The following is a 21,844-nucleotide window of genomic DNA, read 5'->3' as shown; positions in this document are numbered from 1 at the left end:
GCCGAAAGAAATGCGGCCGATGACAAATTTGTCTAAGATTTGCTTGTGATTGCCACGGCTTGGCAAACTGGGTACACCTATTTGGCAAAATACTCGGGTACTCCCGGAACGATGGTCCGGGCCCGGGCATTCGCGAGCGGTTTCGCACAGGAGCGGCAGGACCGCGGCCAAGCCGCGCGGCACCGGCAAAAAAGGGGGAACGATGTTCAAGGATATGCGCCTGGGCATGAAGCTCGGCCTGGGATTCGGCGTGCTCGTGCTCATCACCTGCTGTCTCGGCGTTCTGGCCGTGGTCAACATGCGGGCCGTGCGCGCGGGGAGCGAACGGCTCTCCGCCGAGGACGTGCCCGAGGTGGCCATCGCCAACAACGTGGAGCGCACCGCCTTCATGACCATGTTCGCCATGCGCGGCTACAGCATGAGCGAGCGCCCCGCCTTCTGGAAGGAGGCGAGCGAGCGGCTCTCCGAGGTGCACGCGCACCTGGACGAGGCCGCGGCGCACGCCGAGAAGTATCCGGACCTCGTGGCGCTCAAGCAGAGCGTGGACGCGGCCCAGACGCGGATCGACGAATACACCGCGCTCGCCGGGCAGACCGACGCCCTGATCAAGGAGCTCGGCACCGACCGCGACGACATGAACTCGGCCGGGGCGACCTTCATCCAGAACTGCAACGGCTACCTGGCCGGGCAGAGCTACAAGATGCGCGAGCTCATCAACGGCCAGGGAGGGCCCGAGGAGCTCCTGGGCCGCCTGCAGAACATCTCCGCCGTCAACGACCTGATCGGCATGGGCAACGAGATCATCGCCACCAACTTCAAGGCCCAGGCCATGCGCGACGCCAAGCTCATGGAAGACGTGCTGGCGCGCTTTCCGAAGATCGACGAGCAGGTGCAGCAGATGAAGGCCGCGACCACGGACGACATCGCCCAGCGCCAACTCGGCGCCATCGCGCGCTCGGCCAAGGACTACAAGGAAGCCGTGGCCGCCTACCTCGAGGCCTGGACCAAGCGCCGCGAGCTGGACGCCACGCGCGACAAGGCCGCGAGCGCCGTGCTCGACGCCTCGCGCACGATCTCGCTCTCGGGCATCGAGCACGCGCAGAAGGTGGCCGACGGCGCCGTGCACAGCCTCTCCTCGGCCGCCAAGGTGGTCGTGGGCGGGCTCGTTGCCGCCGTGGCCCTGGGCATCGCCATCGCCCTCTTCCTGACCCGGGCCATCACCGGCCCCATGGCCCGCGGCGTGGCCTACGCCACCAAGGTCGCGGACGGCGACCTGGACCAGGTGCTGGACGTGCACCAGCAGGACGAGGCCGGGCAGCTGGCCGCGGCCATGAGCCGCATGGTGGAGAACCTGAAGGAGAAGATCGCCGAGGCCGAGGAGCAGCAGCAGGCCGCCGCCGCGGCCACGAAGGAGGCCCAGGGCGCCATGTCCCGCGCCCAGGCCAAGGAGCAGGAGGTGCGCGGGCTGCTCGATACCATGGGCAGCCTGGCCGACCAGGCGCAGTCCATCTCCGAGCGCATGTCCTCGGCCAGCGAGGAGCTGGCCGCGCAGGTGGAGCAGGTGACGCGCGGCACGCAGGAGCAGAGCGAGCGCATGGGCGAGACCGCCACGGCCATGGAGGAGATGAACGCCACGGTCATGGAGGTCGCGCGCAACGCGGCCGACGCCTCCACGAGCGCCGAGCAGGCCCTGGGCAAGGCCCGGGAAGGCGCGGACGTGGTGGGCCAGGCCGTGAGCGGCATCGGCGAGGTGCACGCCATCACCCGCGACCTGCAGGAGAACATGGTGGACCTCGGCCGCAAGGCCGAGTCCATCGGCGCGGTCATGAACGTCATCTCGGACATCGCGGACCAGACGAACCTGCTGGCGCTGAACGCGGCCATCGAGGCCGCGCGCGCGGGCGACGCGGGCCGGGGCTTCGCCGTGGTGGCCGACGAGGTCAGAAAGCTCGCGGAGAAGACCATGGGCGCGACCAAGGAGGTCGGCGAGTCCATCGGCTCCATCCAGCAGGCCGCGCGCCAGAGCCAGGAGAAGATGCAGTCCGCGGCCAAGGCCGTGGAGCGCGTCACGGAGATGGCCGGGCGCTCGGGCGAGGCGCTCGGAGAGATCGTGGGGCTCGTGGGCGGCAGCGCCAGGCAGGTCGAGGGCATCGCCGCGGCGGCCGAGCAGCAGTCCGCGGCCAGCGAGGAGATCAGCCGCTCCATCGAGCAGGTGGGCCGCATCGTCTCCGAGACCGCCGAGGGCATGGAACAGTCCTCGCGGGCGGTGCAGGAGGTGGCGGTCATGTCCGGCGAGCTCAACCAGCTCATCGTCCGGCTCAAGCAGGACGGCGCGGCCTAGGCTGCGCCGTTCCCGGTCGCTGAAAGAACGTCGTCAGCTGCGTTGCCGCGAAAAGCCGGACGTTTCTCGAGCGTCCTCCCTGCCGACCGGCGCAAATGTCGAAAAAAAGGCCCGCGGCGCATGCGCCGCGGGCCTCGTCGTCTCGCATGGCCGTGTCGCAAGGGACGCGGCTAGTCTTCTTCCCGTCCCCCGCACAGCGTCTGCAGGTCCGGGTTCTCGCGCATCAGGCAGAGGACCTGGCCCGTGCGCAGCTGCAGCCTGTCCACGGCGCGGGCGAGGAGGTTGATCAGGAAGGGGAAGGCCTCGGAGCCGGAGGCCAGCAGGGCCTCGCGCAGGGCGGCGGCCTCGAGGACCAGGACCTCGGTGTCCTCGGCGCAGGTCACGGTGTGCGTGTAGGTCTCCGAGGCGAGCACGGCGGACCAGCCGAAGCACAGCCCCGGCTTGATGGCGCCGAGCGCCACGGTCATGCCCGGGCGCGGCTCGTTGACGAACAGGGCCTTGCCGCGCACCAGGAAGTAGAATTTCGTGGCCGCGGTGTTCTCGGTGTAGATGACCTCTCCGGCCTTGTAGGCCTTGGGCGTGGCCAGGGCGGAGAGGGTGGCCAGCAGCGGAGCGGGAACGCCCTGCAGGACCTGGTAGCGCTTGGCGTCGAGTTGGATGGACATCGTGTTTCTCCTTCGTGTTGTCCGCGTGAGGCCTAGCTCAGGGCCACCACGGCCAGCAGTGCCGTGAGGCCGACGAAGATCATGAGAAGTCCCGCGCCCACGGGCACGGCCGAGGCGGCCAGGGCGCTGCGCGCCTCCCTCGCCGCGGCCTCGCGGGCCTGCGCGTCCTTGCCCGAGAGCCCGGCCACGAAGCGGGCCGAGGCCCCGGCGAGGCGCAGGGGCAGGTCGCTGAAGAGCGAGGCCAGGGAGCCGGTCACGCACGAGACGCCCCGGGCGCAGGCCGCGTTCAGGCCGTTCAGGCCCACGTCGAGCCCCCTGTACAGGAGCGCGGCGCCCTTGCGGTAGAACCAGTCGATGTCCAGGGCGATGGTCTCGGTGCGCTTGAGCAGCGGCAGGAAGAGGAAGAAGACCAGGGCCGAGAACATGAGCAGCTGCAGCTGCCCCACGACCTTGGCCGTGGTGTAGGGCACGTACGGGGTCATGGGGAAGGGCAGCAGCGAATAGAGCGGCGCCGGGTCCAGGCCGATGAAGATGCACAGGAAGGCGAACAGGCCCATGGCCAGGAGCATGGGCAGCGGCGCCTCCTTGGGGCGCAGGCCGTGGTCCTTGGCGAAGAAGACGAAGTACGGGAACTTGATGCCCGCGTGCAGGAAGACGCCCGCCGAGGCGATCTCGAGGATCATCCAGGCCCAGGCCAGGTGGTTGTCGGCCGTGCTCTGGATGATCAGCGACTTGGAGACGAAGCCGCTGGTGGCCGGGAAGGCCGAGATGGCCAGCGCGCCCACGGTGCCGAAGATCATGGTCAGGGGCATGGACTTCCACAGGCCGCCCAGGTCCGTGCAGCGGCTCTTGCCGGTCATGGCCAGCACCGAGCCCGCGCTCATCCACAAAAGCGCCTTGTAGATGATGTGGCAGAAGGCGTGCGCGGCCGCGCCGTTCAGCGCCATGGCCGTGCCCACGCCCACGCCGGTGACCATGAAGCCCACCTGGTTGATGATCGAGTAGGCCAGGATGCGGCGCATGTCGTTCTCGAGCAGGGCGTAGACGATGCCGTACAGGCTCATCACGCAGCCGACCACGATCAGGATCTCCCAGCCGGGATAGGCGCGGATGAGCGCGTAGACCGCGGTCTTGGTGGTGTAGGCCGAGAGGATCACGCCGCCGACCACCGTGGACTCGGGATAGGCGTCGGAGAGCCAGGAGGAGAAGGGCACGGCCGCGGCGTTGACCAGGATGCCGATGAGCATCAGCCAGTTGGCCGCGGTGTGCTCGGTCATGCGCACGAAGTCCGTGGAGCCGGTCTGCGTGATGTGCATGATGATGCCGAGCAGCAGGACCATGCCGCCGAGCAGGTGGATCAGGATGTAGCGCATGGCCGCCTTCTGGGCCTTGTCCGTCTGCCGGGCGAGGATCAGGAAGGTGGAGGCCACGGCCATGATCTCCCAGAAGACGTACAGGGTGATCAGGTCGCCCGCGAAGACCGCGCCGAGCGAGGAGGCGATGTAGAAGAGCGCCGGGCCGAGCTGGCGGCCGTCGTCCACCTTGAAGGCGTAGAGCATGCCCGCGAACGCGTTCAGCGAGAAGATCACGCCGAAGATGCGCGAGAGGCGGTCCACGCGCAGGAGCGTCAGGTCGTAGCCGAGCAGGCGGATGTGGCCCCAGGAGCCCTCGGGCAGGGCGAAGACGCCGAGCAGGGCCAGGGCGGCCAGGATGAGCAGCACGGTGTTGCGCAGGCGGCCGGAGAGGAAGGGCACGAGCAGCGCGCCCACGAAGAAGATGAGCTGCGGCGCGTGGGGCGCGAGGCTAACGGTCATAGTAGTCCTCCGGCTTCTTGAGCAGGTAGCCCAGGAGCTTGGCCCCGACGATCAGCACCGCGCAGGAGACGAAGCCGAGCACGGCCTCGAAGCCGAAGAAGTCGGCGAAGTGGAAGTGGATGGGCGGCGTCCACCAGAGCTCCAGGAGCACGGTCAGGGCGCACGAGCCCCACAGCAGCCACCACAGCACGCGGCGCACGTCCGGGCGCTCGAAGAAGTCTTGTTCGGTTTTCTTGCTCACGTGTCGTCCTCCTTGGGGACCCGGGCTACATGCCGATCGCCCGGTGGGCCAGTTCGAGGAAGATGTCGGGGTAGAAGAACAGGGCCACGGAGATGACCGCGGTCAGGCACAGCGGAATGAGGCAGAAGAGCGGCGCCTCGCGCACGGGTCCGCTGTGCAGGGCCTCTTCGTCCGTGCAGAAGAAGGCCTTGTAGGCGATGGGCAGGAAGTAGGCCGCGTTCAGCATGGAGCTCACCACCAGCAGGCAGGCCAGCACCCATCGGCCGTCCGAGAGGCAGCCGTTCAGCAGGTACCACTTGGAGAGGAAGCCCGCCGTGGGCGGGATGCCGATGATGGACAGGGAGGCGATGAAGAAGGCCAGCATGGTCAGCGGCATGCGGCGGCCGATGCCCGCCATGCGGCTGATCTTGGTCTCGTGCGTGGTCACGTAGATGGCGCCCGCGCAGAAGAAGAGCGTGATCTTGCCGAAGGCGTGGGCCACGATGTGGAAGATGCCGCCCGTGAGCCCCCAGGCGTTCAGCAGGCCCGCGCCGAAGACGATGTAGGCCAGCTGGGCCACGGTGGAGTACGCCAGCCTTCGCTTGAGCCCGTCCTGCGTGAGCGCGATGCACGAGGCCAGGATCATGGTCACCGCCGCGGCCGCGATGAGCAGCTGCCCCGCGCCGATGGAGCGCAGGAGGTCCACCCCGAAGACGCCGGTGACGATGCGCAGGATGCAGAAGGCGCCGACCTTGACCACGGCCACGGCGTGCAGCAGCGCGGAGACCGGGGTCGGCGCGACCATGGCCGCGGGCAGCCAGGAGTGGAAGGGCATGAGCGCGGCCTTGGCGAAGCCGAAGACGAACATCGCCAGGAGGATCCAGATCCAGACGTTGCCAACCTTGCCCGCGAGGCCGCCCGGGTGGGCGAAGTCGAGCGTGCCGGTCAGCGAGGCCACCACGATCATGGCGGGCAGCACGAGGCCGATGGAGGTGCCCACGATGTTCGTCAGGTACTTGCGGCCCGAGGTGCGGCTCTCCGCGTCCTGCTTGTGCGTGACCAGCGGGTACGTGGCGAAGGAGAGCAGCTCGTAGAAGAGGTACATGGTGAACAGGTTGGCCGAGAAGGCCACGCCCACGGCCGAGAAGATCGACAGCGAGAAGAAGGTGAAGAAGCGCGTCTGGGCGTGCTCGTTCAGTCCCCGCATGTAGCCGATGGCGTAAGCCTCGGTGACGATCCACAGAAAGCTCGAGACCAGGGCGAAGAGCAGGCCCAGGGCGTCCACGCGGAACTGGATGGGCGCGCCCGGGATGACGTCGGCGATGGTGAAGGTCGGCGCCTGGCCCGCGAGCACGCTCGGGACCATGGAGGCCACCAGGCAGAAGGTCAGGCCCGCTGCCAGGAAGGTCCAGGCCTCGCGCAGGTTGCCCGAGCGCGAGGAAAGCCCCGTGGGCACGGCGATGAGCGAGGCGGCGACAGCCAGTACGGGAGTGAGTGAGGCGACGGTTTCCATGCGGTCGTCCCTGTCAGGATGCGAGGGTGAAGAGCGGGGTTATGACGCGCTGCACGATGGGGCCGGTTGCCAGGCCGATGAGCGGCAGGGCGGCGGCGACCACGGCCAGCGGGGCCAGCCGGGTCCAGCGCACGTCGCTGCACTCCTCGCAGCCGCGTTCGAAGAAGGCCAGTTCGAAGACGCGGAAGAAGAGCAGGGCGTTCACGAGGCTCGAGAGGATGAGGGCCACGACGAAGGGCCACTGCCCCGCCTCCATGGCTCCCTTGACCAGGTACCACTTGCTGAAGAAGCCGCAGAACGGCGGCACGCCGATCATGGACAGGGCGCCTGCCGTGAAGGCGGTCATGGTCCAGGGCATGGCCCCGAACAGGCCGCGCAGGTTCTCGAACCTGAGCGTGCCGCGGCGCCGCGAGATGTTGGCCATGGCCATGAAGACGCACAGCGTCATGGCGGCGTCCGCGAAGACGTGCAGCACCGCGCCGGTGAGCGCCGTGTGGTTGCCGATGAAGATGCCGCCCGCCATGTAGCCGACCTCGGCCACGAGGATGAAGCAGAGCATGCGGCGAAGCTCGCGCTGCGCCAGGGCCATGACCCCGCCGACCACGATGGCCGCCGTGGCGGTCCAGACCATGATCTCCGAGAAGGCCGGGACCGAGGCCATGAGCGAGGGCGGCAGCACGGCCAGGGTGATGCGGATGAGCGCGTAAGCCATGACCTTGGTGGTCATGGGCGCGATCAGGCTCGCGGCCACGGGGGTGGCCTCGCCGTAGGCGCCGGGCAGCCAGCTGTGGAACGGGAAGAGGGCCATCTTCACGGCCAGGCCGACGATGATGATGGCCAGGGCCGCCAGGACGACCGGCGTGTGCACCAGCGGCTCGAGCAGGTGGTGCATGTCCGCCATGTTGAGCGTGCCGGTCTTCATGTACAGAAAGCCGATGCCCAGCAGGTAGAACGAGGCGCCCACCGAGCCCATGAGCAGGTAGTTGAGGCTCGTGAGCTGCGAGCGGCCCGTGCCCATGGAGAGCAGGGCGTAGCCGGACAGGGCCGAGATCTCGACCAGGACGTAGAGGTTGAAGGCGTCGCCCGTGGAGACGATGCCCAGGTGCCCGGCCGTGCACAGGAGGTACAGGGCGTAGAAGGCCTGGGTCTTGTCCGGGAAGCGCTCGGTGATCTCGCGGCGCACGCCCATGAGGTTCAGGAGCGATCCCCAGGCCAGCAGGCAGATGAGCGCGGCGTTGAAGGGATCGGTGACGTAGACGATGCCCCAGGGCGGCGACCAGTCGCCGATGAGGTAGGTCTGCGCGCCGTGGGTGAGCACGGCGATGAGCATGTACAGGCTCGTGACCGCGGAGATGGAGAGCGCCGTCATGGCGATCCAGTGCTCGCGCGAGCGGCCCGTGAGCCAGTGGCTGACAACGCAGGCGAAGGCCCCGAGCAGCGGGGTGACGACGCTGACGACCGCGACGTTCAACATCTACTTCTCCCCCTTTTCGGCGGGGAGCTCGTCCCCTTCGGCGGCGTGGAGCGCCTCGTTTTCCTCACGGAGCTGGGCGAGTATCTCGTCCTCCTCCAGGGTGCCGTGCTTCTTGTAGAGCTTGAGCAGGAGCGCCAGGGCCACGCCCAGGGTGGCCACGGAGACCACGATGGCCGTGAGCATCAGGACGTGGGGCAGGGGGTTGATGTACTGCGCCGGGATGACCACGCCCGTCTCTTCCGCGGCCTTGGAGAGGATGGGGATGGTCGCCCCCTCCTTGGAGCCGATGGAGACGTAGAAGAGCATGATCGCGGTCTGGAAGATGCCCAGGCCGATCATCTTCTTCACCAGGTTGCGCTTGGCGGTCATGCCGTACAGCCCGGTGACCATGATGAATATGTAGCACCAGTAGTTGGCCCTGCTGAGCAGGATGTCGGAGAGGTTCATGCTACAGGCCCTCCAGAACCGTTCCCTCGGAGGAGACGAGCTTGAAGATGAGCACGAGGCAGGAGAAGACCGTCATGGACACGCCTGTCTCGACGCAGAGGATGCCGAGGGAGTGGGCGTGGGCCACGTCCATGCCGAAGAGCAGGTGCAGCCAGCCGTAGTCCAGGAAGTTGACCCCGAAGGCCAGGGCCAGCACGCCCATGCCCACGTAGATGGTCACGCCCGAGGCCGCGAGGATGTAGAGGAGCTTTTCCGAGAGGCGCTCGGTGACGCTTCGCAGGTCCTGGGACAGGGCCAGCAGCAGATAGGAGGCGGCGAAGATGACGCCCGCCTGGAAGCCGCCGCCCGGGCTGTAGTGGCCGTGCGCCAGGACGTAGATGGCGAAGAGCTGGATGAAGGGGATGAGCCCCTTGCAGACCGTCTCGAGGATCATGGATTGCGGCACCCAGTCCGAGTCGATGCGCTCGAAGTTGCCGGACGAGGGGGCCGGGAGGCAGTCGCGCTTGAGCATGACCACGATCCCGGTGGGGCCGTGGCGGTAGTAGTAGACGCCGGGCTTGTCCGCCACGTCGCGCAGGGCGCGGATGATGAAGAAGCAGGCGAGTCCCGCGGTGAAGACCACGATGGTCTCGAACATGGTGTCGAAGCCGCGGTAGTCGGCCAGCACCGAGGTGACCACGTTGGGCGTGTGCGTGTCCTCGTAGGAGTGCTCGAGGTAGAGGTCGGAGACGTGCAGGCTCGCGGGCGCCTCCGGGTTGCCCCAGCGGGGGTAGTCCAGGCTCGACCAGACGAAGAGCGCGCCGAGCAGGGCGAGGGTGACGAGGGTTGCGGTGCGCATCAGTCCTTGCTCCTCCTGGTGGTCCTGAAGATGGCCGCGAAGACCAGGGCCGAGCTTATGCCCGCGCCGATGGCGGCCTCGGTGAAGGCCACGTCGACCGCGCCCATGGCCAGCCACTGCGTGCACATGAGGAAGGAGTAGGCGCCGAAGAGGATGGCCGCGCCCATGAGGTCGCGGATCCACAGGGAGGCCACGGCGCAGACCATGACCAGGATCAGGGTGGCGTAGCTGAGCTGCCAGATCATGACGGATTCTCCTCGGATGCGGCCCCGGCCCGCGACGCGGACGGCTGGAGCCAGGGCTTGAGCCCCGCGCGCATGCCGGAGTCGATGAAGGCGTGCGTCGCCGTGGGGTTGGCCAGGAAGACGAAGCCCATGATCAGCATGATCTTTATGCTGACCAGCACGTCGGGCAGGGTGAAGCTCCTCAGGTTCAGCAGGGCCAGGCCGAACAGCAGGGCCAGGGAGCCGAGCGTGTCGATCAGGCCGGACATGTGCATCCGCGTGTAGACGTCTGGCATGCGCAGGATGCCGATGGTGCCCGCGACGAAGAAGAACATGCCGATGACCACGAAGCAGATGGAGGCGATGGAAAGGATGTCCATTACGGCCGCCCTCCCTCGATGCCGCTCTCGTCCTCGGCCAGGCCGCGCTTGTAGAAGTAGCGGGCCGCGGCGAGCACGGAGATGAAGTTCAGCATGGCGTAGGCCAGGGCGATGTCCACGAACATGTCCACGCGCTGGAAGATGAAGCCGATGAGCACGATGAGCACCGTGGTCTTGCTGCCCACGGCGTTCACGCCGAGCAGCCGGTCCAGGGTCGTGGGGCCGGACACGGCCCGGTACATGGCCAGGAACATGAGCAGGGCTATGCCGAGGCTCGTGTAGAGGATGAAGAGGTCCATCACGGCCTGCCTCCGAAGATGTCCACGAGTTTGGTCTCCATGTCCCCGGGCACGCCCGCGGCCAGCTCGCCGTCCAGCGCGTGCACCGTGAAGTTGCCGCGCTCGTCCACGTAGACCGTGATCGTGCCGGGCGTGAGGGTGATGGAGTTGGCCAGGATGGTCAGGCCGAGCTTCGAGGTCATGCGGCTCCTGAAGCGCACGATCTGCGGGTCGATGACCTTCATGGCGCGCGGGGAGAGCGAGATGCGCATGACGTAGATGTTGGCCTTGACGATCTCCTTCAGCAGCCAGAGCGCGTAGCCCGCGAGCTTGAAGGCCATGGCCGGTCTTCTGAACATGCGTCCCTCGGGCGGCCAGAACTCTTCCGAGAGCCAGGCCACGAAGAGCGAGGAGCAGGCACCCACGGTCAGGTGGAAGCTGTCGAAGAAGCCGGAGAGCACGGCCCACAGGACGAAGAGGATGAGGGCGCGCAGGAGGAGGGAGAGGGTCTTGTCCGCGCGTGAGGGCGGCCGGTTGTCCTGCGTCCCTTGGACGAGGCAGGAGGAGGCCGGAACGTCGTTCTTCATGGCATGCCGTTCCTTGCAGTGGGATATGGTGTGGCTGACGACGAAGGCACCGGGAATGTCGACGCGAGCGTCATGGGGAATGAACCGCGCGATCCGCGGCAAGCTGCTGCCCTACCCCGGGAAATGCGATGGCGAACATCGTGCGTCCGCTATATACGCGTAAGATGGCGGGTTCAATAGAAATCATGCCCAAAGCCGTATGGCCGCCCGGACATGCTTGCCCGGAAGCCGTTTCGCGTTCTACATAGGAGAGGCGGGGACGGGAGCCGATCTCCTGGCCCACCGGTGGAAAACGGCCCGCCGAAACCGTCTTCCGCGCACCGCCGGGGAGGCGGCGCGGCGTCTCTTCTCCGGGGCGGCGGGGCATGGCGCAAGGCCGGTCCGCCGCACGAGACGTACGGGTTTCATGCACCAGGGTGATTGATAAATCAAGCGGTATGAGCAGAAAGCGGCGCCGAACGTTCGGCCGATGAAGCGGGGAGGTTGTGGATGCAGGTGCTTGTCGTTGAGGACGAACCCAAGGTGGCGCAGGCCATCCGGAGCGGGCTGCTGGACGAGGGCTACGAGGCGGTCGTGGCCCAGACCGGGGAGGAAGGCTTCTTCCAGGCCAACAACACCGCCTTCGACGTCATCGTCCTGGACATCATGCTCCCGGGCCGGGACGGCTTCGAGATACTGGAGACGCTGCGCCGCCGCGGCCTGAACACGCCGGTGATCATCCTCACGGCGCGCGACGGCGTGGAGGACCGCGTGCGCGGGCTGGACAGCGGCGCGGACGACTATCTCGTCAAGCCCTTCGCCATCGCCGAGCTCTCGGCCCGCATCCGGGCGCTCCTGCGCCGCGGCAGGCCGGAGGACGTGCTGCGCCTCAAGGTCGCGGACCTGGAGATGGACCTCGTGTCGCGCTCCGTGGCCCGCGGCGGCAAGCCCATCGCGCTCACGGCCCGCGAGTTCGAGCTGCTCGAATACCTCATGCGCCACGCGGGCCGCACGGTGCCGCGCACCCTGCTGGCCAGCGAAGTCTGGAAGGTCACCAGGCGCGCCACGCCGCTGGACAACGTCATCGACGTGCACATCGCCAGGCTGCGCAAGAAGGTGGACCACGGGCGCAGGCAGAAGCTCATCCACACCGTGCGCGGTGTGGGCTTCATCCTCAGGGACGACGATGCTCAGGCCGAGGCCTAACAGCCTCCGCCTCAAGCTGGCCGCAGGCTTCGCCCTGACCATCACGGTCATCCTGCTGCTCTACGCGGGGCTGACCTACGTGGCCCTCGGCCAGATCCTGTCCACGCAGCTCTCGGACAAGCTCGAGGCCGACGCCGAGGCGAGCCTGGCCGCCGCCCTGGCCGGAACGGTGGCCTTCTTCCCGCACGACGCCTCGCCCGACCCGGACACGCCGCCCCTGCGCTGGGCCGAGGTGCGCGGCCCGGACGGCGGGGTGCTGCTGCGCCATTTCCCGGCGAACCTGGACGTGGACCTGCCCGACCCGGTCGGCGAGCCGGTCCCCACCGGCCCGTCCCCGTCCGCCAGGCCGGTGTCCGACAAGTCCAGCCTGCTCTTCGACTACTCCCCGCCCGAGCGGCCGGGGCTGGTCCTGCGCGTGCTCATGACGCGCCGCCCCGCGCCGGACGGCGCCCTGCTCACCGTGACCACGGCGCGCAGCCTGGAGCCCATGCAGCGCGAGCTGCGCGACTTCGTGCGCACGAGCGCCGCCATCCTGCCCTTCGGCGTCCTGCTCGCCGGGTTCGCGGGCTACGTGGCCGCGGGCCGCGCCCTGCGCCCCGTGAGCAGCATGGCCGAGCGGGCGGAGCGGATCACGGCCAGCAACCTCTCCGACCGCCTGCCCGTGGACGACCCGGGCAACGAGCTCGGCCACCTGGCCACGGTCTTCAACCAGACCTTCGCCCGCCTGGAGGGGTCGTTCGAGCGGCTTCGGCGCTTCACGGCGGACGCCTCGCACGAGCTGCGCACGCCGCTCACCGTGCTGCGCAGCGTGGGCGAGGCCGGGCTTCGCGACGCGGCCTCGGCCGACGACCTGCGCGACACCGTGGGCAGCATGCTCGAGGAGGCGGACAAGATGACCGGGCTCGTGGACAGCCTGCTCCTGCTGGCCCGCGCGGACAGCGGCGAGGTGGCCCTGGAGCGGGCCCCGGCCGAGCTTTTGGACCTGGCCGAGGAGACCGCGCGTTGCCTGGACATCCTGGCCGAGGAGAACGGGCAGCGCATCGAGGTGTCGGGCGACGCCGGGGCCGTGGTCATGGCCGACCGGGGCGTGGTCGGCCAGGCGGTGATGAACCTCGTGCACAACGCCCTGCGCTACGCGCCCGAGGGCTCGGCGGTGCGCCTCACGGTCCGGCGCGGCGCGCGGTTCCACTCCCTCGCCGTGGCGGACGAGGGGCCGGGCATCCCGCTCGCGGACCAGCCGCACATCTTCGACCGCTTCTACCGCGTGCGGCAGGACCGCTCCCGGGCCCACGGCGGCACGGGCCTGGGCCTGGCCATCGCGCGCTGGGCCGCGACCATCCACGGCGGGGACATCACGCTGGAATCCGAGCCCGGCAAGGGCGCGCGCTTCACCCTGCACCTGCCGGCCCTGGCCGAGGGGACGGACGCGCCGGACGCCGCGGGCGCACTGTCCGGAAGCGGGGGCCTCGCCGAGGGAACGGGCGGGGGAGTCGCCAGGGGAGTAGTCGAGAACGCCGGGCCGCGGGACTAGGAAATCCCCGGCCCCGGGAAAGGGGTCGTGCGCGCGGCCTCAGCGCAGAGAGGGCCCGCGCAGTCCGTCGGCCACCAGGCGCAGCAGCTCGGGCTCGAGCTCGCGCAGGTGGCGCTCGGGCGCGAAGAGGCGCAGCCGGACCATGCCCATGAGCAGGCCGTGCACCAGCAGGGCGCGCTCCGCGACCGGTCCGGGGGCGAGCGAGCCGTCCCGCGAGCCGAGGGAGATGGCCACCTCCAGGAGCTCGATCATCTTGTCGTGCACGCGCGCGATCTCCGCGCGGCACTCCTCCCCCACCTCCCGCACGCGGTAGGGGTTGCTCTGCTGGATGCAGTCGAAATCCTGCTCCCGCTCCTCGTAGAAGCCGCAGAACAGCCGCGTCAGGCGCAGCACCATGTCCAGCCCGGCCTCGCCGGGCACGAAGCGGTGGTGCTGCTCGAAGTAGGCGAAGAACCGCTTCCTGATGTTCGTCAGGATCCGCAGGAGCAGCTGCTCCTTGCTCGGGAAATGGCGGAAGATGGCCCCTTCCGAGACCCCGGCCCGGCGGGCGATCTCCGCGACCGGAGTCGCCTCGTAGCCGCGCTCGGCAAAGAGTTCCGCGGCTGCCTCGACGATGGATTCGCGACGTGCCGTCATGCGCATTCCCCCTGGTTCCGTTCGCGTGCCCGCCGTTTCGGCGCGGCCGCGCGGTCGATTGTCATTATTTTAAAAGGGGCGTATCCGCAAAGCAAGTGAGCGCTCACTTTTCAGAGAGCATTCGCTCACACGTCGGAAAGGGAGCGCCGCGGCTGGAGGCCGTCATGGACTACGTACTTCCTTTGGGGATTCTTGCGGTCCTTGCCTTCTTCGTCGTCCGTTTCCTCGTGAACGCCAAGAAGTAACCGTCAGCCGGTCCGGCCCGCGCCCCTCCCTCCTCTCCGGGGCGCCTCCCGGGCCGACCGCGCCCGTGGCGGCCGTCACAGGACGGCCGCCACGGGCGCGCTCCGCGTCTCCCGAATCCCCTTCCCGCGATCCCGTCCGCGTCCCTCTCCGGGGTTGCCGCCCGCGGCGCGCCACGGCTGCGTCCACCGTGCGGCGCCTTCGCCCCGCGCAGGGCGCAGGGCGACAAAAAAGGGGGAGCGCTCAAGCGCTCCCCCCGTTTCGTGTCGTGCGTGACGGCCGCTGCGCGGTCGCCTAGAGGATGCCTTCCTCGCCGGTGCGGATGCGCACGGCCTTGGCCACGTCCTGGACGAAGATCACGCCGTCGCCTTCCTTCCCGGTGCGGGCGCCGCTCTTGATGGCCTCCAGGGCGTCGTCGACCTTCTCGTCGTTGATGCCGATCTCCAGGCGGATCTTCTTCAGGAGGTTCACCTCCATGACCACGCCGCGGTACGTCTCGGTGAAGCCTTTCTGTCGGCCCGCGCCAAGCATGTTGGTCACGGACATGGAGTAGATGCCCTTGGCGAACAGCGACTGCTTCACCGGATTCAGCTGTTCGGGCCTGATGTATGCGATGACGAGTTTCATGTCTGCTCCTTATCGTCGTCGTCGGTTGCTTCGGTGCCTTGTCTGCGCCTACTCGTTGCGGAAGATCTGGAAGCCCGCGTAGGCCTCGGAGCCGTGCTCCGCGAGGTCCAGGCCCTTCATTTCCTCGTCGGCGGTGACGCGGATGCCGAAGATCGCCTTGACCAGGAACATGAGGACCAGACCTGCGCCGAAGGCCCAGACGAAGGTGGCGGCCACGCCGAGCGCCTGCACGCCGAGCATGGACAGGCCGCCGCCGTAGAACAGGCCGCCCGCGCCGCCGTTGAGCCCCGGAACCGTGAACAGACCGGCGGACAGGGTGCCCCAGGCGCCGCACACGCCGTGCACGGAGACCGCGCCGACCGGATCGTCGATCTTCAGGACCTTGTCGATGAACTCGATGGACAGGACCACGAGCAGACCGGCGAGGGCGCCGATGGTGATCGAGCCCATGGGCGAGACCGTGTAGCAGGGCGAGGTGATGGCCACGAGACCGGCCAGGGTGCCGTTCATGGTCATGGACATGTCGGGCTTGCCGAAGCGGAACCACGAGAGGGCGAGGGCGCCCAGCGTGCCTGCGCAGGCGGCCAGGGAGGTGTTCACCGCGATGAGGCCGATGGTGTTGTTGGCCGTGGTCGTGGAGCCCGGGTTGAATCCGAACCAGCCGAACCACAGGATGAACACGCCCAGCGCGCCGAGCGGGATGTTGTGGCCGGGGATGGCCCGGGCCTCGCCGTCGGAGTTGTACTTGCCGAGCCGGGGGCCGAGGGCGATGGCGCCCGCCAGGGCGACCCAGCCGCCGCAGGAGTGGACCACGGTGGAACCGGCGAAGTCGATGAAGCCGAGGCCGGAGAGCCAGCCCGCCGAGGCGTCGCCGTTCAGGGAGCCCCAGGCCCAGTGGCCGGAGACGGGGTAGATGACGGCCGTCACGAAGATGGACAGCAGGATGTAGGAGCTGAACTTCGTGCGCTCGGCCATGGCGCCGGAGACGATGGTCGCGGCGGTGCCTGCGAAGACGCTCTGGAAGAACCAGAAGGTCACGGACCAGCCGCCCGCATCGAAGTTGGCGTAGTCGAGGATCACGTCCTTCAGGCCGAACTGGTCCGTGCCGATGAAGCCGGAGACGTCCGTGCCGAACATCAGGCCGAAGCCGATGAGCAGGAAGACGATCTGCCCGGCGCCGAAGTCGAGCAGGTTCTTCATGACGATGTTGCCCGCGGACTTGGCGCGCGTGAAGCCCGCCTCGACGCAGGCGAAGCCCGCCTGCATGAAGAACACGAGCATGCCCGCGATGAGCGTCCACATGATGTTGGCGTTAGCCTGGCTGAGCATCTCGGGCGCGTCCTCGGCGTGTGCCAGTCCGGGGAGGACCGTCACCGCGCAGGCCACTGCGAGCGCGGCCGCGAACCACTTCACCGCGCTTTTGTCGGTGTACCGCGAAAAAACCATACGAAACCCTCCTGAGTCATAAAAAAGTTGCCTACGACAGCCTTGGGCACGACGCCTGCCATCTGTGCAAAAATCGGGTCCAACGTGTAACATCGCGGAACAATAGAATTTGTTGGTAAAAAACAGGCCTCACCATTTTGTCACAAATGTAAATTTGCAGGTCCGGAGAGGCGAAATGGATTGTGGGTGCAAAAAAATGGTTGCTAAAATTACGGATAAGTAAGGTTTAGTTCATGTTCTGGTTGGGGAGGGACAGAGGAAGAGGCGGAGGGAAAGACAGAGGGAGAGGAGGGAAAGACGGCGGGAATCGGCCGCCGTCTGCGGTGCACGGGGGCGCGTGCGTCTTCCCGGCCCTTCACGCCCGGGCTGCCCGTCTTCATGCTCCGGCATGCAGCGCGTGAAGGCGGGCCAAGGGGCTCTGCCCCGTGCGCGGGAGGGTGCGGGGAGGGGCGGGGAGCCCCGTGGGGATGATCCCTTGCTGCCCGCTGGAAGCATCCGTTGTCCGCGGCGCAAAACGAGAAGGCCGGGCGGCGTGCGCCGCCCGGCCCTCGGGGTGTGCGTACGGAAGGCGGTTATGGTCTAGAGGGCTTCTTCGCCGTGTTCGCCGGTGCGGATGCGCACGGCGTCGTCCAGGGTGGAGACGAAGATCTTGCCGTCGCCGATGGCGCCGGAGTTGGCGGCGGTGCGGACGGCGTCCACGGCCTGGGCTGCCACGGCGTCGGGCACGACGATCTCGATCTTGATCTTGGCGTTGAACATGACCTTGTACTCGGCCCCGCGGTAGAGCTCGACGTGGCCCTTCTGGCGGCCGTAGCCCTTGACCTCGGTCACGGTCATGCCGTGCACGCCGAGGCCGTCCAGGGCGTTCATGACGTCGTCGAGCTTGAAGGGCTTGATGATGGCTTCGATCTTTTTCATGACGTACTCCCCTTACCTGTGGGTCTTGGTCAGGGTGAACTCGGGGTAGGCCATGACGGCGACTTCGTGCTGGTCCAGACCCTCGAGCTCGTGCTCGCGCTTGACGCGCAGCGGGGTGATCTTGTCGAGGATGATGAAGAAGACGAACATGACCACGAAGACGAAGACGGTGTTGGTGACGACGCCGGCGATCTGGGCCATGAGCTGGCTGGCGTCGCCGTAGAACAGGCCCTTGACCGCGCCGGCCACGCCGTTGGCGCCGTCGCCGTAGGTGCCGTCCGCGAAGAGGCCGAGGGAGATGAGGCCCCAGGCGCCGTTGACGCCGTGCACGGAGATGGCGCCGACCGGATCGTCGATCTTCAGCTTCTGCTCGACGAAGAGGACGCTGACGCAGAGCAGGATGCCCGCGATGAGGCCGATGATGACGGCGGAGACGGAGTTGACGAAGGCGCAGGGCGCGGTGATGGCCACGAGGCCCGCGAGCAGGCCGTTGGCGGCCATGGAGATGTCGGGCTTGCCGTAGCGGGCCCACATGTAGCACATGGAGGACATGGCGCCCGCGGCCGAGGCGAGCATGGTGTTGGTGGCGATGACGCCGATGCGCAGGTCGGAGCCCGCCAGGGTGGAACCGGCGTTGAAGCCGAACCAGCCGAAGGCCAGGATGAAGCAGCCCGCGATGGCCATGGGCACGTGGTGGCCGGGCATGGCGTTGGGGGTGCCGTCCTCGTTGAACTTGCCGATGCGCGGTCCGAGCACGATGGCGCCCGCCGCCGCGGCCACGCCGCCGGTCATGTGCACGACGGAGGAGCCCGCGAAGTCCAGGGTGCCGTGGCCCAGGCCGAAGTTGCTGCCCAGGGCGGAGAGCCAGCCGCCGCCCCAGACCCAGTTGGCGTACAGCGGGTAGACGAACATGGAGATGAAGAAGCCGTAGACGACGAAGGACTTGAAGGTCCAGCGCTCGGCCATGGAGCCGGTCGGGATGGTCGCCGTGGTGTCCATGAAGACCATCTGGAAGAGGAAGATGGAGAAGATGACGGCGTCGTAGGTGGTGCCGGAGAGGAAGAAGCCTTTGGTGCCGAAGAGGCCGAAGGTCTTGCCGAGCAGGGTGACGGTGAACTCGGAATCGAGCGCGCCGCCGCCGCCCAGCGCGGCCACGCCGCCCACGCCGCCCATCTGCAGGGCGAAGCCGCAGATCCAGTAGCCGAGCATGCCGATGCCGTAGATCATCATGTTCATGGCCATGGTGTGGCCTGCGTTCTTGGCGCGGGTGAAGCCGGTCTCGGCCAGGGCGAAACCGGCCTGCATGAACATGACCAGGAAGCCGCAGACCAGCGTCCAGACCATGTTGATGGAGATGCGGTTGTGCCCGACCACGTCGGCCAGCTTGGAGGCCAGGGGCTCGGTCGGCGCGAGCTTGTCGAGGTCGTCCTTGGTCGGGGCGTTGGCCGTGGCGCCGACGACGTCGGCCGCGGTGCCGATGGAGGCGCCGCTCGGATCGGAGTCCGCATGCGCCGGCGTGGCGGGCATGGCCGTGAGCAGCATCGCCGCGAGCAGCAGCGAGGCGGTCAGGCAGCCGAGCGACGCGAGCACGCCGGAGCCCCCCGGACCGCGCCTGAAAAGTGTGGTCAAACTGTACATCTGAAAGCCCTCCTTGAGTCTGTTTGCGATCCCCGTGATCTTCATGTGCGATCCATGAGCGATCGTGATGCGGACGCAACGCTGGAGCAAAAATGGGGCCGTTCTTGTACCTTGCTGAAATGTAAGGAATTGGCCCCGGATGGGCTGCCTGACCCCCTGGCCATTTGTTGCCAAAAATGAAAAAAACAACATTCAGTGCAAGAAATTGATTCCACAAAGAAGGCGGGCTGACAGACATAAAGACCGCATGCCGCAATGGTTTTTTGGCCTGGTGCACATGCTTGTGAAACACAGGGGACGCCCGGGGGAGACATCCGGCGCATGGCTTGAAGGCCGCTGTCTCGACCTTTCGGAAAGGTCAGAATTGAAAGCGATGAATCTTACGGAAGAATGAACGCCGGGCCGCGAGTCAGCCGCGAGTCAGCCGCGAAGCGGCCCGAAGCGGGCGCGCTCCGGACGCCGCCGGAGGCCCGCAGGGCGCGGCCCGGCGGCCTTTGCGGCACGAGGGCACGAGGGCGCGAGGGGGGCGAGGGACGGGGCGTGCCGGGCGGACGGGACGTTCCGGAGCCGGAAGAGAGCCGGAAGAGAGCCGGAAGAGAGCCGGAATAGAGCGGGAAGAGGTCGGAAGTGAGAGGGAGGAGGGCTTTCGCCGCGCGGACAGGCGGGCCTCGCGAGGCCTTAGGCCGCGCGGGTCGGGGTGCCGGAGGCGGCTTCCCAGGCGCCGCCCTGGACGCTCTCGGACGCGCTGCCGGGCAGGAAGACCAGGCGGATGCGGCGGTTGGCCTCGAGCCAGGCCTTGACCTGGGCCGAGCGGTGGACCGGGTGGCGGTCCACGATGAGGAAGATGCGGCGGCGCTTGGCGCTCTTCTGCAGGCGGGTGAGGAAGTCGATGAACAGCCCGGCCTGGTAGCGCTCGCGCGAGAGCAGGAAGCGGATGTGGCCCTGGTTGCTGACCGCGGAGCAGAGCTGGCGCACGTGGACGTGCTCCTCGCCGCTGCGCGACGGACCGTGGGAGAGGCGCAGCACGGCCTCGCCGCTCCAGAATATGACGGCCTTGTCGGCGCGCGCCTCGCGCACCAGGGCGGGGTATTCGTCGCGCACCCAGCGCCTGACCTCGCGCGGGTTGCGCTCGAGCGCGCGGCGCAGGGGCCGCTGCAGGGAGAGGCCCCAGCGCCTGAGCATGCGCCGGATGGTCCACAGCGAGAAGCGCAGCCCGAACTTCTGCTCGATGAGGCGCGAGACCGCCTCGCTGGTCCACAGGCTGTAGGGAAGCTTCAGATCGTCGGGCAGGCGGTTGTCGAGCATGTTCATGACCCAGCTCGCCTGCCAGTCCTTGAGCGTGCCGCCGGTCGGGCGGCCCTGGGGCTTGGCGCCGAGGGCGTCGGAGCCGCCCGCGCGGTAGGAGCGCAGCCAGCGGCCGATGGCCTGGCGGGTGACTCCGAAGACGCGCGCGGCCTCGGTCTGCTTCATGCCGCCGAGCACGGCCTTCACGGCGCGCTTGCGCAACTCTTCCTGCGCGGTCGCGGAGAGGGAACGGGCATCCTTGATGTCCATGGGGGGCGAAGCTGACAGAATTGGCAGTGAAAAGCAAGATGGGCGTATGGAATATATTTTTTGCACTTAACAATTATTGCAAATTTGTCACCGAGTGGCTAAAATTGCAAAAGTGTAACTTATGACCCTCCGATCAGCGGGGGAGGAGATGGATTTTTTTCATATAACGACATTTTTTTTGAAAGGTCGATTTGCGCTTGACACCGATTCGGGGGTGCGGATATCCCTTTCGCCATGAAGTCCCAGACCTCCGTCCGTTCCAACACCTTTTTCGCCGGTTCCAACTTTTGGTACTGGTATTGGTATTATGGAACGGCCTGTGGCCAGGGATACGGCGCGAACTAAGCTCACAAACCAAGAACGACGCCACCCAGGGGCCGCAGGCAGAAAGCCGGCGGCCCCTTTTTTTTCCCGGAAGGAGGCGTCGGCGGAAGCGGGCCGGGGGGCAGGAGGTCAGTCATGGACAGCGGCAGCATCCAGATCGGCAAGAGCATCCGCCTCGAACGCATCTTCAACCGCCAGACCGGGCGCACGATCATCGTCCCCATGGACCACGGCGTGACCGTGGGGCCCATCGACGGGCTGGTGGACATGCGCGAGACCGTGAACCACGTCGCGGCGGGCGGGGCCAACGCGGTGCTCATGCAGAAGGGCCTCATCCGCTGCGGCCACCGAGGCGGCGGCAAGGACATCGGACTCATCTGCCACCTCTCCGCCTCCACCTCGCTCTCCCCCTTTCCCAACGCCAAATGCCTCGTCGGCACCGTCGAGGACGCCATCTGCCTCGGCGCGGACGCCATCTCGCTGCACATCAACCTGGGCGACGAGTCCGAGCGCGACATGCTGCGCGACCTCGGCTACGTGACCACCCAGGCCTCGCGCTACGGCATCCCGGTCCTGGCCATGATGTACGGCCGCGGCCCCAAGATCGAGAACTCCTTCGACCCCGCCGTGGTGGCCCACTGCGCCCGCGCGGGCGTGGAGCTCGGCGCGGACGTGGTCAAGGTGCCCTACACCGGCGACATCGAGTCCTTCGCCCGCGTGGTCGAGTCCTGCTGCGTGCCCGTGGTCATCGCGGGCGGCGAGAAGATGGAATCCACGCGCGAGCTGGTGCAGATGGTCCACGACTCCGTGCTCGCGGGCGGCCGGGGCCTGTCCATCGGCCGAAACATCTTCCAGGCGGACGACCCGCTGCGTCTGGTGCGCGCCCTGCGCGGCCTGGTGCACGAGGAATGGGAAGTCGCGCAGGCCATGGAATACATGGCCACCGGCGAGGAGGCCTAAA

Annotated in this window: 22 protein-coding genes; 5 read left to right on the top strand and 17 right to left on the bottom strand. The window is 67.6% G+C overall.

The genetic code is table 11. From position 1 onward, the window contains the following. The first annotated feature begins 202 nt into the window (after positions 1-202). Positions 203-2,341, top strand: coding sequence for a methyl-accepting chemotaxis protein (locus DSX2_RS17195; protein WP_020882276.1), 2,139 nt, complete (start codon positions 203-205; stop codon positions 2,339-2,341). Between the two features lie 170 nt (positions 2,342-2,511). On the opposite strand, the gene DSX2_RS17190 is transcribed toward DSX2_RS17195, so the two are convergent. From DSX2_RS17190 to DSX2_RS17140, 11 genes are read right to left on the bottom strand one after another with little or no spacing between them, the layout of a single operon-like run. Beyond that, positions 2,512-3,006, bottom strand: a complete 495-nt coding sequence (locus DSX2_RS17190) for a cyclic nucleotide-binding domain-containing protein (RefSeq protein ID WP_020882275.1) — start codon at positions 3,004-3,006, stop codon at positions 2,512-2,514. A 32-nt stretch (positions 3,007-3,038) separates the two neighbouring features. Continuing rightward, complete coding sequence (locus DSX2_RS17185; RefSeq protein ID WP_020882274.1) at positions 3,039-4,820, bottom strand: Na(+)/H(+) antiporter subunit D; 1,782 nt, start codon at positions 4,818-4,820, stop codon at positions 3,039-3,041. Continuing rightward, positions 4,810-5,061 (bottom strand): hypothetical protein, encoded by a 252-nt coding sequence (locus tag DSX2_RS17180; protein ID WP_020882273.1) that lies wholly within the window; start codon positions 5,059-5,061, stop codon positions 4,810-4,812. The genes DSX2_RS17185 and DSX2_RS17180 overlap by 11 nt, the downstream gene beginning before the upstream one ends. A 25-nt stretch (positions 5,062-5,086) precedes the next feature. Then, positions 5,087-6,553 carry a monovalent cation/H+ antiporter subunit D family protein gene (locus DSX2_RS17175; protein ID WP_020882272.1) on the bottom strand — a complete coding sequence of 489 codons (1,467 nt, stop codon included), beginning with the start codon at positions 6,551-6,553 and terminating at the stop codon, positions 5,087-5,089. A gap of 13 nt (positions 6,554-6,566) precedes the next feature. Continuing rightward, a complete protein-coding gene (locus DSX2_RS17170; protein ID WP_020882271.1) occupies positions 6,567-8,027 on the bottom strand; it encodes a complex I subunit 5 family protein in 1,461 nt (486 codons plus the stop codon). Next, a complete protein-coding gene (locus tag DSX2_RS17165) occupies positions 8,028-8,474 on the bottom strand; it encodes a cation:proton antiporter subunit C (RefSeq protein WP_020882270.1) in 447 nt (148 codons plus the stop codon). Between the two features lies 1 nt (position 8,475). Next, positions 8,476-9,312: a hydrogen gas-evolving membrane-bound hydrogenase subunit E gene (gene mbhE, locus DSX2_RS17160; protein ID WP_020882269.1), complete on the bottom strand. Its 837-nt coding sequence runs from the start codon at positions 9,310-9,312 to the stop codon at positions 8,476-8,478. Further along, positions 9,312-9,557, bottom strand: a complete 246-nt coding sequence (locus DSX2_RS17155) for a hydrogenase subunit MbhD domain-containing protein (protein ID WP_020882268.1) — start codon at positions 9,555-9,557, stop codon at positions 9,312-9,314. Before DSX2_RS17155 ends, mbhE begins: the two co-directional genes overlap by 1 nt. After that, positions 9,554-9,916, bottom strand: coding sequence for a monovalent cation/H(+) antiporter subunit G (mnhG, locus tag DSX2_RS17150; RefSeq protein WP_020882267.1), 363 nt, complete (start codon positions 9,914-9,916; stop codon positions 9,554-9,556). Before mnhG ends, DSX2_RS17155 begins: the two co-directional genes overlap by 4 nt. Continuing rightward, on the bottom strand, positions 9,916-10,215 hold the full coding sequence (locus DSX2_RS17145) for a monovalent cation/H+ antiporter complex subunit F (RefSeq protein WP_020882266.1): 300 nt from the start codon (positions 10,213-10,215) through the stop codon (positions 9,916-9,918). The genes mnhG and DSX2_RS17145 overlap by 1 nt, the downstream gene beginning before the upstream one ends. Further along, on the bottom strand, positions 10,215-10,781 hold the full coding sequence (locus DSX2_RS17140) for a Na+/H+ antiporter subunit E (protein ID WP_020882265.1): 567 nt from the start codon (positions 10,779-10,781) through the stop codon (positions 10,215-10,217). Before DSX2_RS17140 ends, DSX2_RS17145 begins: the two co-directional genes overlap by 1 nt. 489 nt (positions 10,782-11,270) lie before the next feature. Here DSX2_RS17140 and DSX2_RS17135 point away from each other — a divergent pair, with 489 nt between their 5' ends. Both DSX2_RS17135 and DSX2_RS17865 read left to right on the top strand, forming a co-directional pair. Beyond that, on the top strand, positions 11,271-11,966 hold the full coding sequence (locus DSX2_RS17135) for a response regulator (RefSeq protein ID WP_020882264.1): 696 nt from the start codon (positions 11,271-11,273) through the stop codon (positions 11,964-11,966). Next, positions 11,947-13,497 (top strand): cell wall metabolism sensor histidine kinase WalK, encoded by a 1,551-nt coding sequence (locus DSX2_RS17865; RefSeq protein WP_020882263.1) that lies wholly within the window; start codon positions 11,947-11,949, stop codon positions 13,495-13,497. Before DSX2_RS17135 ends, DSX2_RS17865 begins: the two co-directional genes overlap by 20 nt. A 39-nt stretch (positions 13,498-13,536) precedes the next feature. Here the strand turns inward: DSX2_RS17865 and DSX2_RS18740 are convergent, their stop codons facing one another. The 5 genes from DSX2_RS18740 to DSX2_RS17105 all read right to left on the bottom strand — a co-directional run bounded on the left by DSX2_RS18740 (position 13,537) and on the right by DSX2_RS17105 (position 19,005). Next, entirely contained in the window at positions 13,537-14,133 is a 597-nt protein-coding gene (locus DSX2_RS18740) for a TetR/AcrR family transcriptional regulator (protein WP_020882262.1), read from the bottom strand. Between the two features lie 537 nt (positions 14,134-14,670). Beyond that, positions 14,671-15,003, bottom strand: a complete 333-nt coding sequence (locus DSX2_RS17120; protein WP_020882261.1) for a P-II family nitrogen regulator — start codon at positions 15,001-15,003, stop codon at positions 14,671-14,673. Between the two features lie 48 nt (positions 15,004-15,051). Next, positions 15,052-16,449 carry an ammonium transporter gene (locus DSX2_RS17115; RefSeq protein ID WP_020882260.1) on the bottom strand — a complete coding sequence of 466 codons (1,398 nt, stop codon included), beginning with the start codon at positions 16,447-16,449 and terminating at the stop codon, positions 15,052-15,054. 579 nt (positions 16,450-17,028) lie between these two features. Next, positions 17,029-17,367: a P-II family nitrogen regulator gene (locus DSX2_RS17110; protein ID WP_020882259.1), complete on the bottom strand. Its 339-nt coding sequence runs from the start codon at positions 17,365-17,367 to the stop codon at positions 17,029-17,031. Positions 17,368-17,379: 12 nt separating this feature from the next. Beyond that, the gene (locus tag DSX2_RS17105) at positions 17,380-19,005 is read right to left on the bottom strand and encodes an ammonium transporter (RefSeq protein WP_084486778.1); all 1,626 of its coding nucleotides are present in this window, start codon (positions 19,003-19,005) and stop codon (positions 17,380-17,382) included. Positions 19,006-19,144: 139 nt separating this feature from the next. On the opposite strand from DSX2_RS17105, the gene DSX2_RS18465 reads away from it, so the two are divergent. Then, positions 19,145-19,399 (top strand): hypothetical protein, encoded by a 255-nt coding sequence (locus tag DSX2_RS18465; RefSeq protein ID WP_152513011.1) that lies wholly within the window; start codon positions 19,145-19,147, stop codon positions 19,397-19,399. Between the two features lie 284 nt (positions 19,400-19,683). On the opposite strand, the gene DSX2_RS17100 is transcribed toward DSX2_RS18465, so the two are convergent. Then, complete coding sequence (locus DSX2_RS17100) at positions 19,684-20,559, bottom strand: IS630 family transposase (RefSeq protein ID WP_020882257.1); 876 nt, start codon at positions 20,557-20,559, stop codon at positions 19,684-19,686. Between the two features lie 474 nt (positions 20,560-21,033). Between DSX2_RS17100 and DSX2_RS17095 the strand changes: the two genes are divergently transcribed. Further along, on the top strand, positions 21,034-21,843 hold the full coding sequence (locus tag DSX2_RS17095) for a 2-amino-3,7-dideoxy-D-threo-hept-6-ulosonate synthase (protein WP_035043420.1): 810 nt from the start codon (positions 21,034-21,036) through the stop codon (positions 21,841-21,843). Position 21,844 lies beyond the last annotated feature (1 nt).

Origin of the sequence: Desulfovibrio sp. X2, from assembly GCF_000422205.1 — a bacterium.
Lineage (GTDB): Bacteria > Desulfobacterota > Desulfovibrionia > Desulfovibrionales > Desulfovibrionaceae > Alkalidesulfovibrio.
Note: the sequence above shows the minus strand (reverse complement) of the source record. Positions and strands in the feature narration are given on the sequence as shown.

Excerpts from the sequence above, each read along its gene's own strand:
- DSX2_RS17195 (WP_020882276.1), top strand. The coding sequence starts at position 203 with ATGTTCAAGGATATGCGCCTGGGCATGAAGCTCGGCCTGGGATTCGGC.
- DSX2_RS17190 (WP_020882275.1), bottom strand. The coding sequence starts at position 3,006 with ATGTCCATCCAACTCGACGCCAAGCGCTACCAGGTCCTGCAGGGCGTT.
- DSX2_RS17185 (WP_020882274.1), bottom strand. The coding sequence starts at position 4,820 with ATGACCGTTAGCCTCGCGCCCCACGCGCCGCAGCTCATCTTCTTCGTG.
- DSX2_RS17175 (WP_020882272.1), bottom strand. The coding sequence starts at position 6,553 with ATGGAAACCGTCGCCTCACTCACTCCCGTACTGGCTGTCGCCGCCTCG.
- DSX2_RS17170 (WP_020882271.1), bottom strand. The coding sequence starts at position 8,027 with ATGTTGAACGTCGCGGTCGTCAGCGTCGTCACCCCGCTGCTCGGGGCC.
- DSX2_RS17165 (WP_020882270.1), bottom strand. The coding sequence starts at position 8,474 with ATGAACCTCTCCGACATCCTGCTCAGCAGGGCCAACTACTGGTGCTAC.
- mbhE (WP_020882269.1), bottom strand. The coding sequence starts at position 9,312 with ATGCGCACCGCAACCCTCGTCACCCTCGCCCTGCTCGGCGCGCTCTTC.
- DSX2_RS17155 (WP_020882268.1), bottom strand. The coding sequence starts at position 9,557 with ATGATCTGGCAGCTCAGCTACGCCACCCTGATCCTGGTCATGGTCTGC.
- mnhG (WP_020882267.1), bottom strand. The coding sequence starts at position 9,916 with ATGGACATCCTTTCCATCGCCTCCATCTGCTTCGTGGTCATCGGCATG.
- DSX2_RS17145 (WP_020882266.1), bottom strand. The coding sequence starts at position 10,215 with ATGGACCTCTTCATCCTCTACACGAGCCTCGGCATAGCCCTGCTCATG.
- DSX2_RS17140 (WP_020882265.1), bottom strand. The coding sequence starts at position 10,781 with ATGAAGAACGACGTTCCGGCCTCCTCCTGCCTCGTCCAAGGGACGCAG.
- DSX2_RS17135 (WP_020882264.1), top strand. The coding sequence starts at position 11,271 with ATGCAGGTGCTTGTCGTTGAGGACGAACCCAAGGTGGCGCAGGCCATC.
- DSX2_RS17865 (WP_020882263.1), top strand. The coding sequence starts at position 11,947 with ATGCTCAGGCCGAGGCCTAACAGCCTCCGCCTCAAGCTGGCCGCAGGC.
- DSX2_RS18740 (WP_020882262.1), bottom strand. The coding sequence starts at position 14,133 with ATGACGGCACGTCGCGAATCCATCGTCGAGGCAGCCGCGGAACTCTTT.
- DSX2_RS17120 (WP_020882261.1), bottom strand. The coding sequence starts at position 15,003 with ATGAAACTCGTCATCGCATACATCAGGCCCGAACAGCTGAATCCGGTG.
- DSX2_RS17115 (WP_020882260.1), bottom strand. The coding sequence starts at position 16,449 with ATGGTTTTTTCGCGGTACACCGACAAAAGCGCGGTGAAGTGGTTCGCG.
- DSX2_RS17110 (WP_020882259.1), bottom strand. The coding sequence starts at position 17,367 with ATGAAAAAGATCGAAGCCATCATCAAGCCCTTCAAGCTCGACGACGTC.
- DSX2_RS17105 (WP_084486778.1), bottom strand. The coding sequence starts at position 19,005 with ATGTACAGTTTGACCACACTTTTCAGGCGCGGTCCGGGGGGCTCCGGC.
- DSX2_RS18465 (WP_152513011.1), top strand. The coding sequence starts at position 19,145 with ATGGGCTGCCTGACCCCCTGGCCATTTGTTGCCAAAAATGAAAAAAAC.
- DSX2_RS17100 (WP_020882257.1), bottom strand. The coding sequence starts at position 20,559 with ATGGACATCAAGGATGCCCGTTCCCTCTCCGCGACCGCGCAGGAAGAG.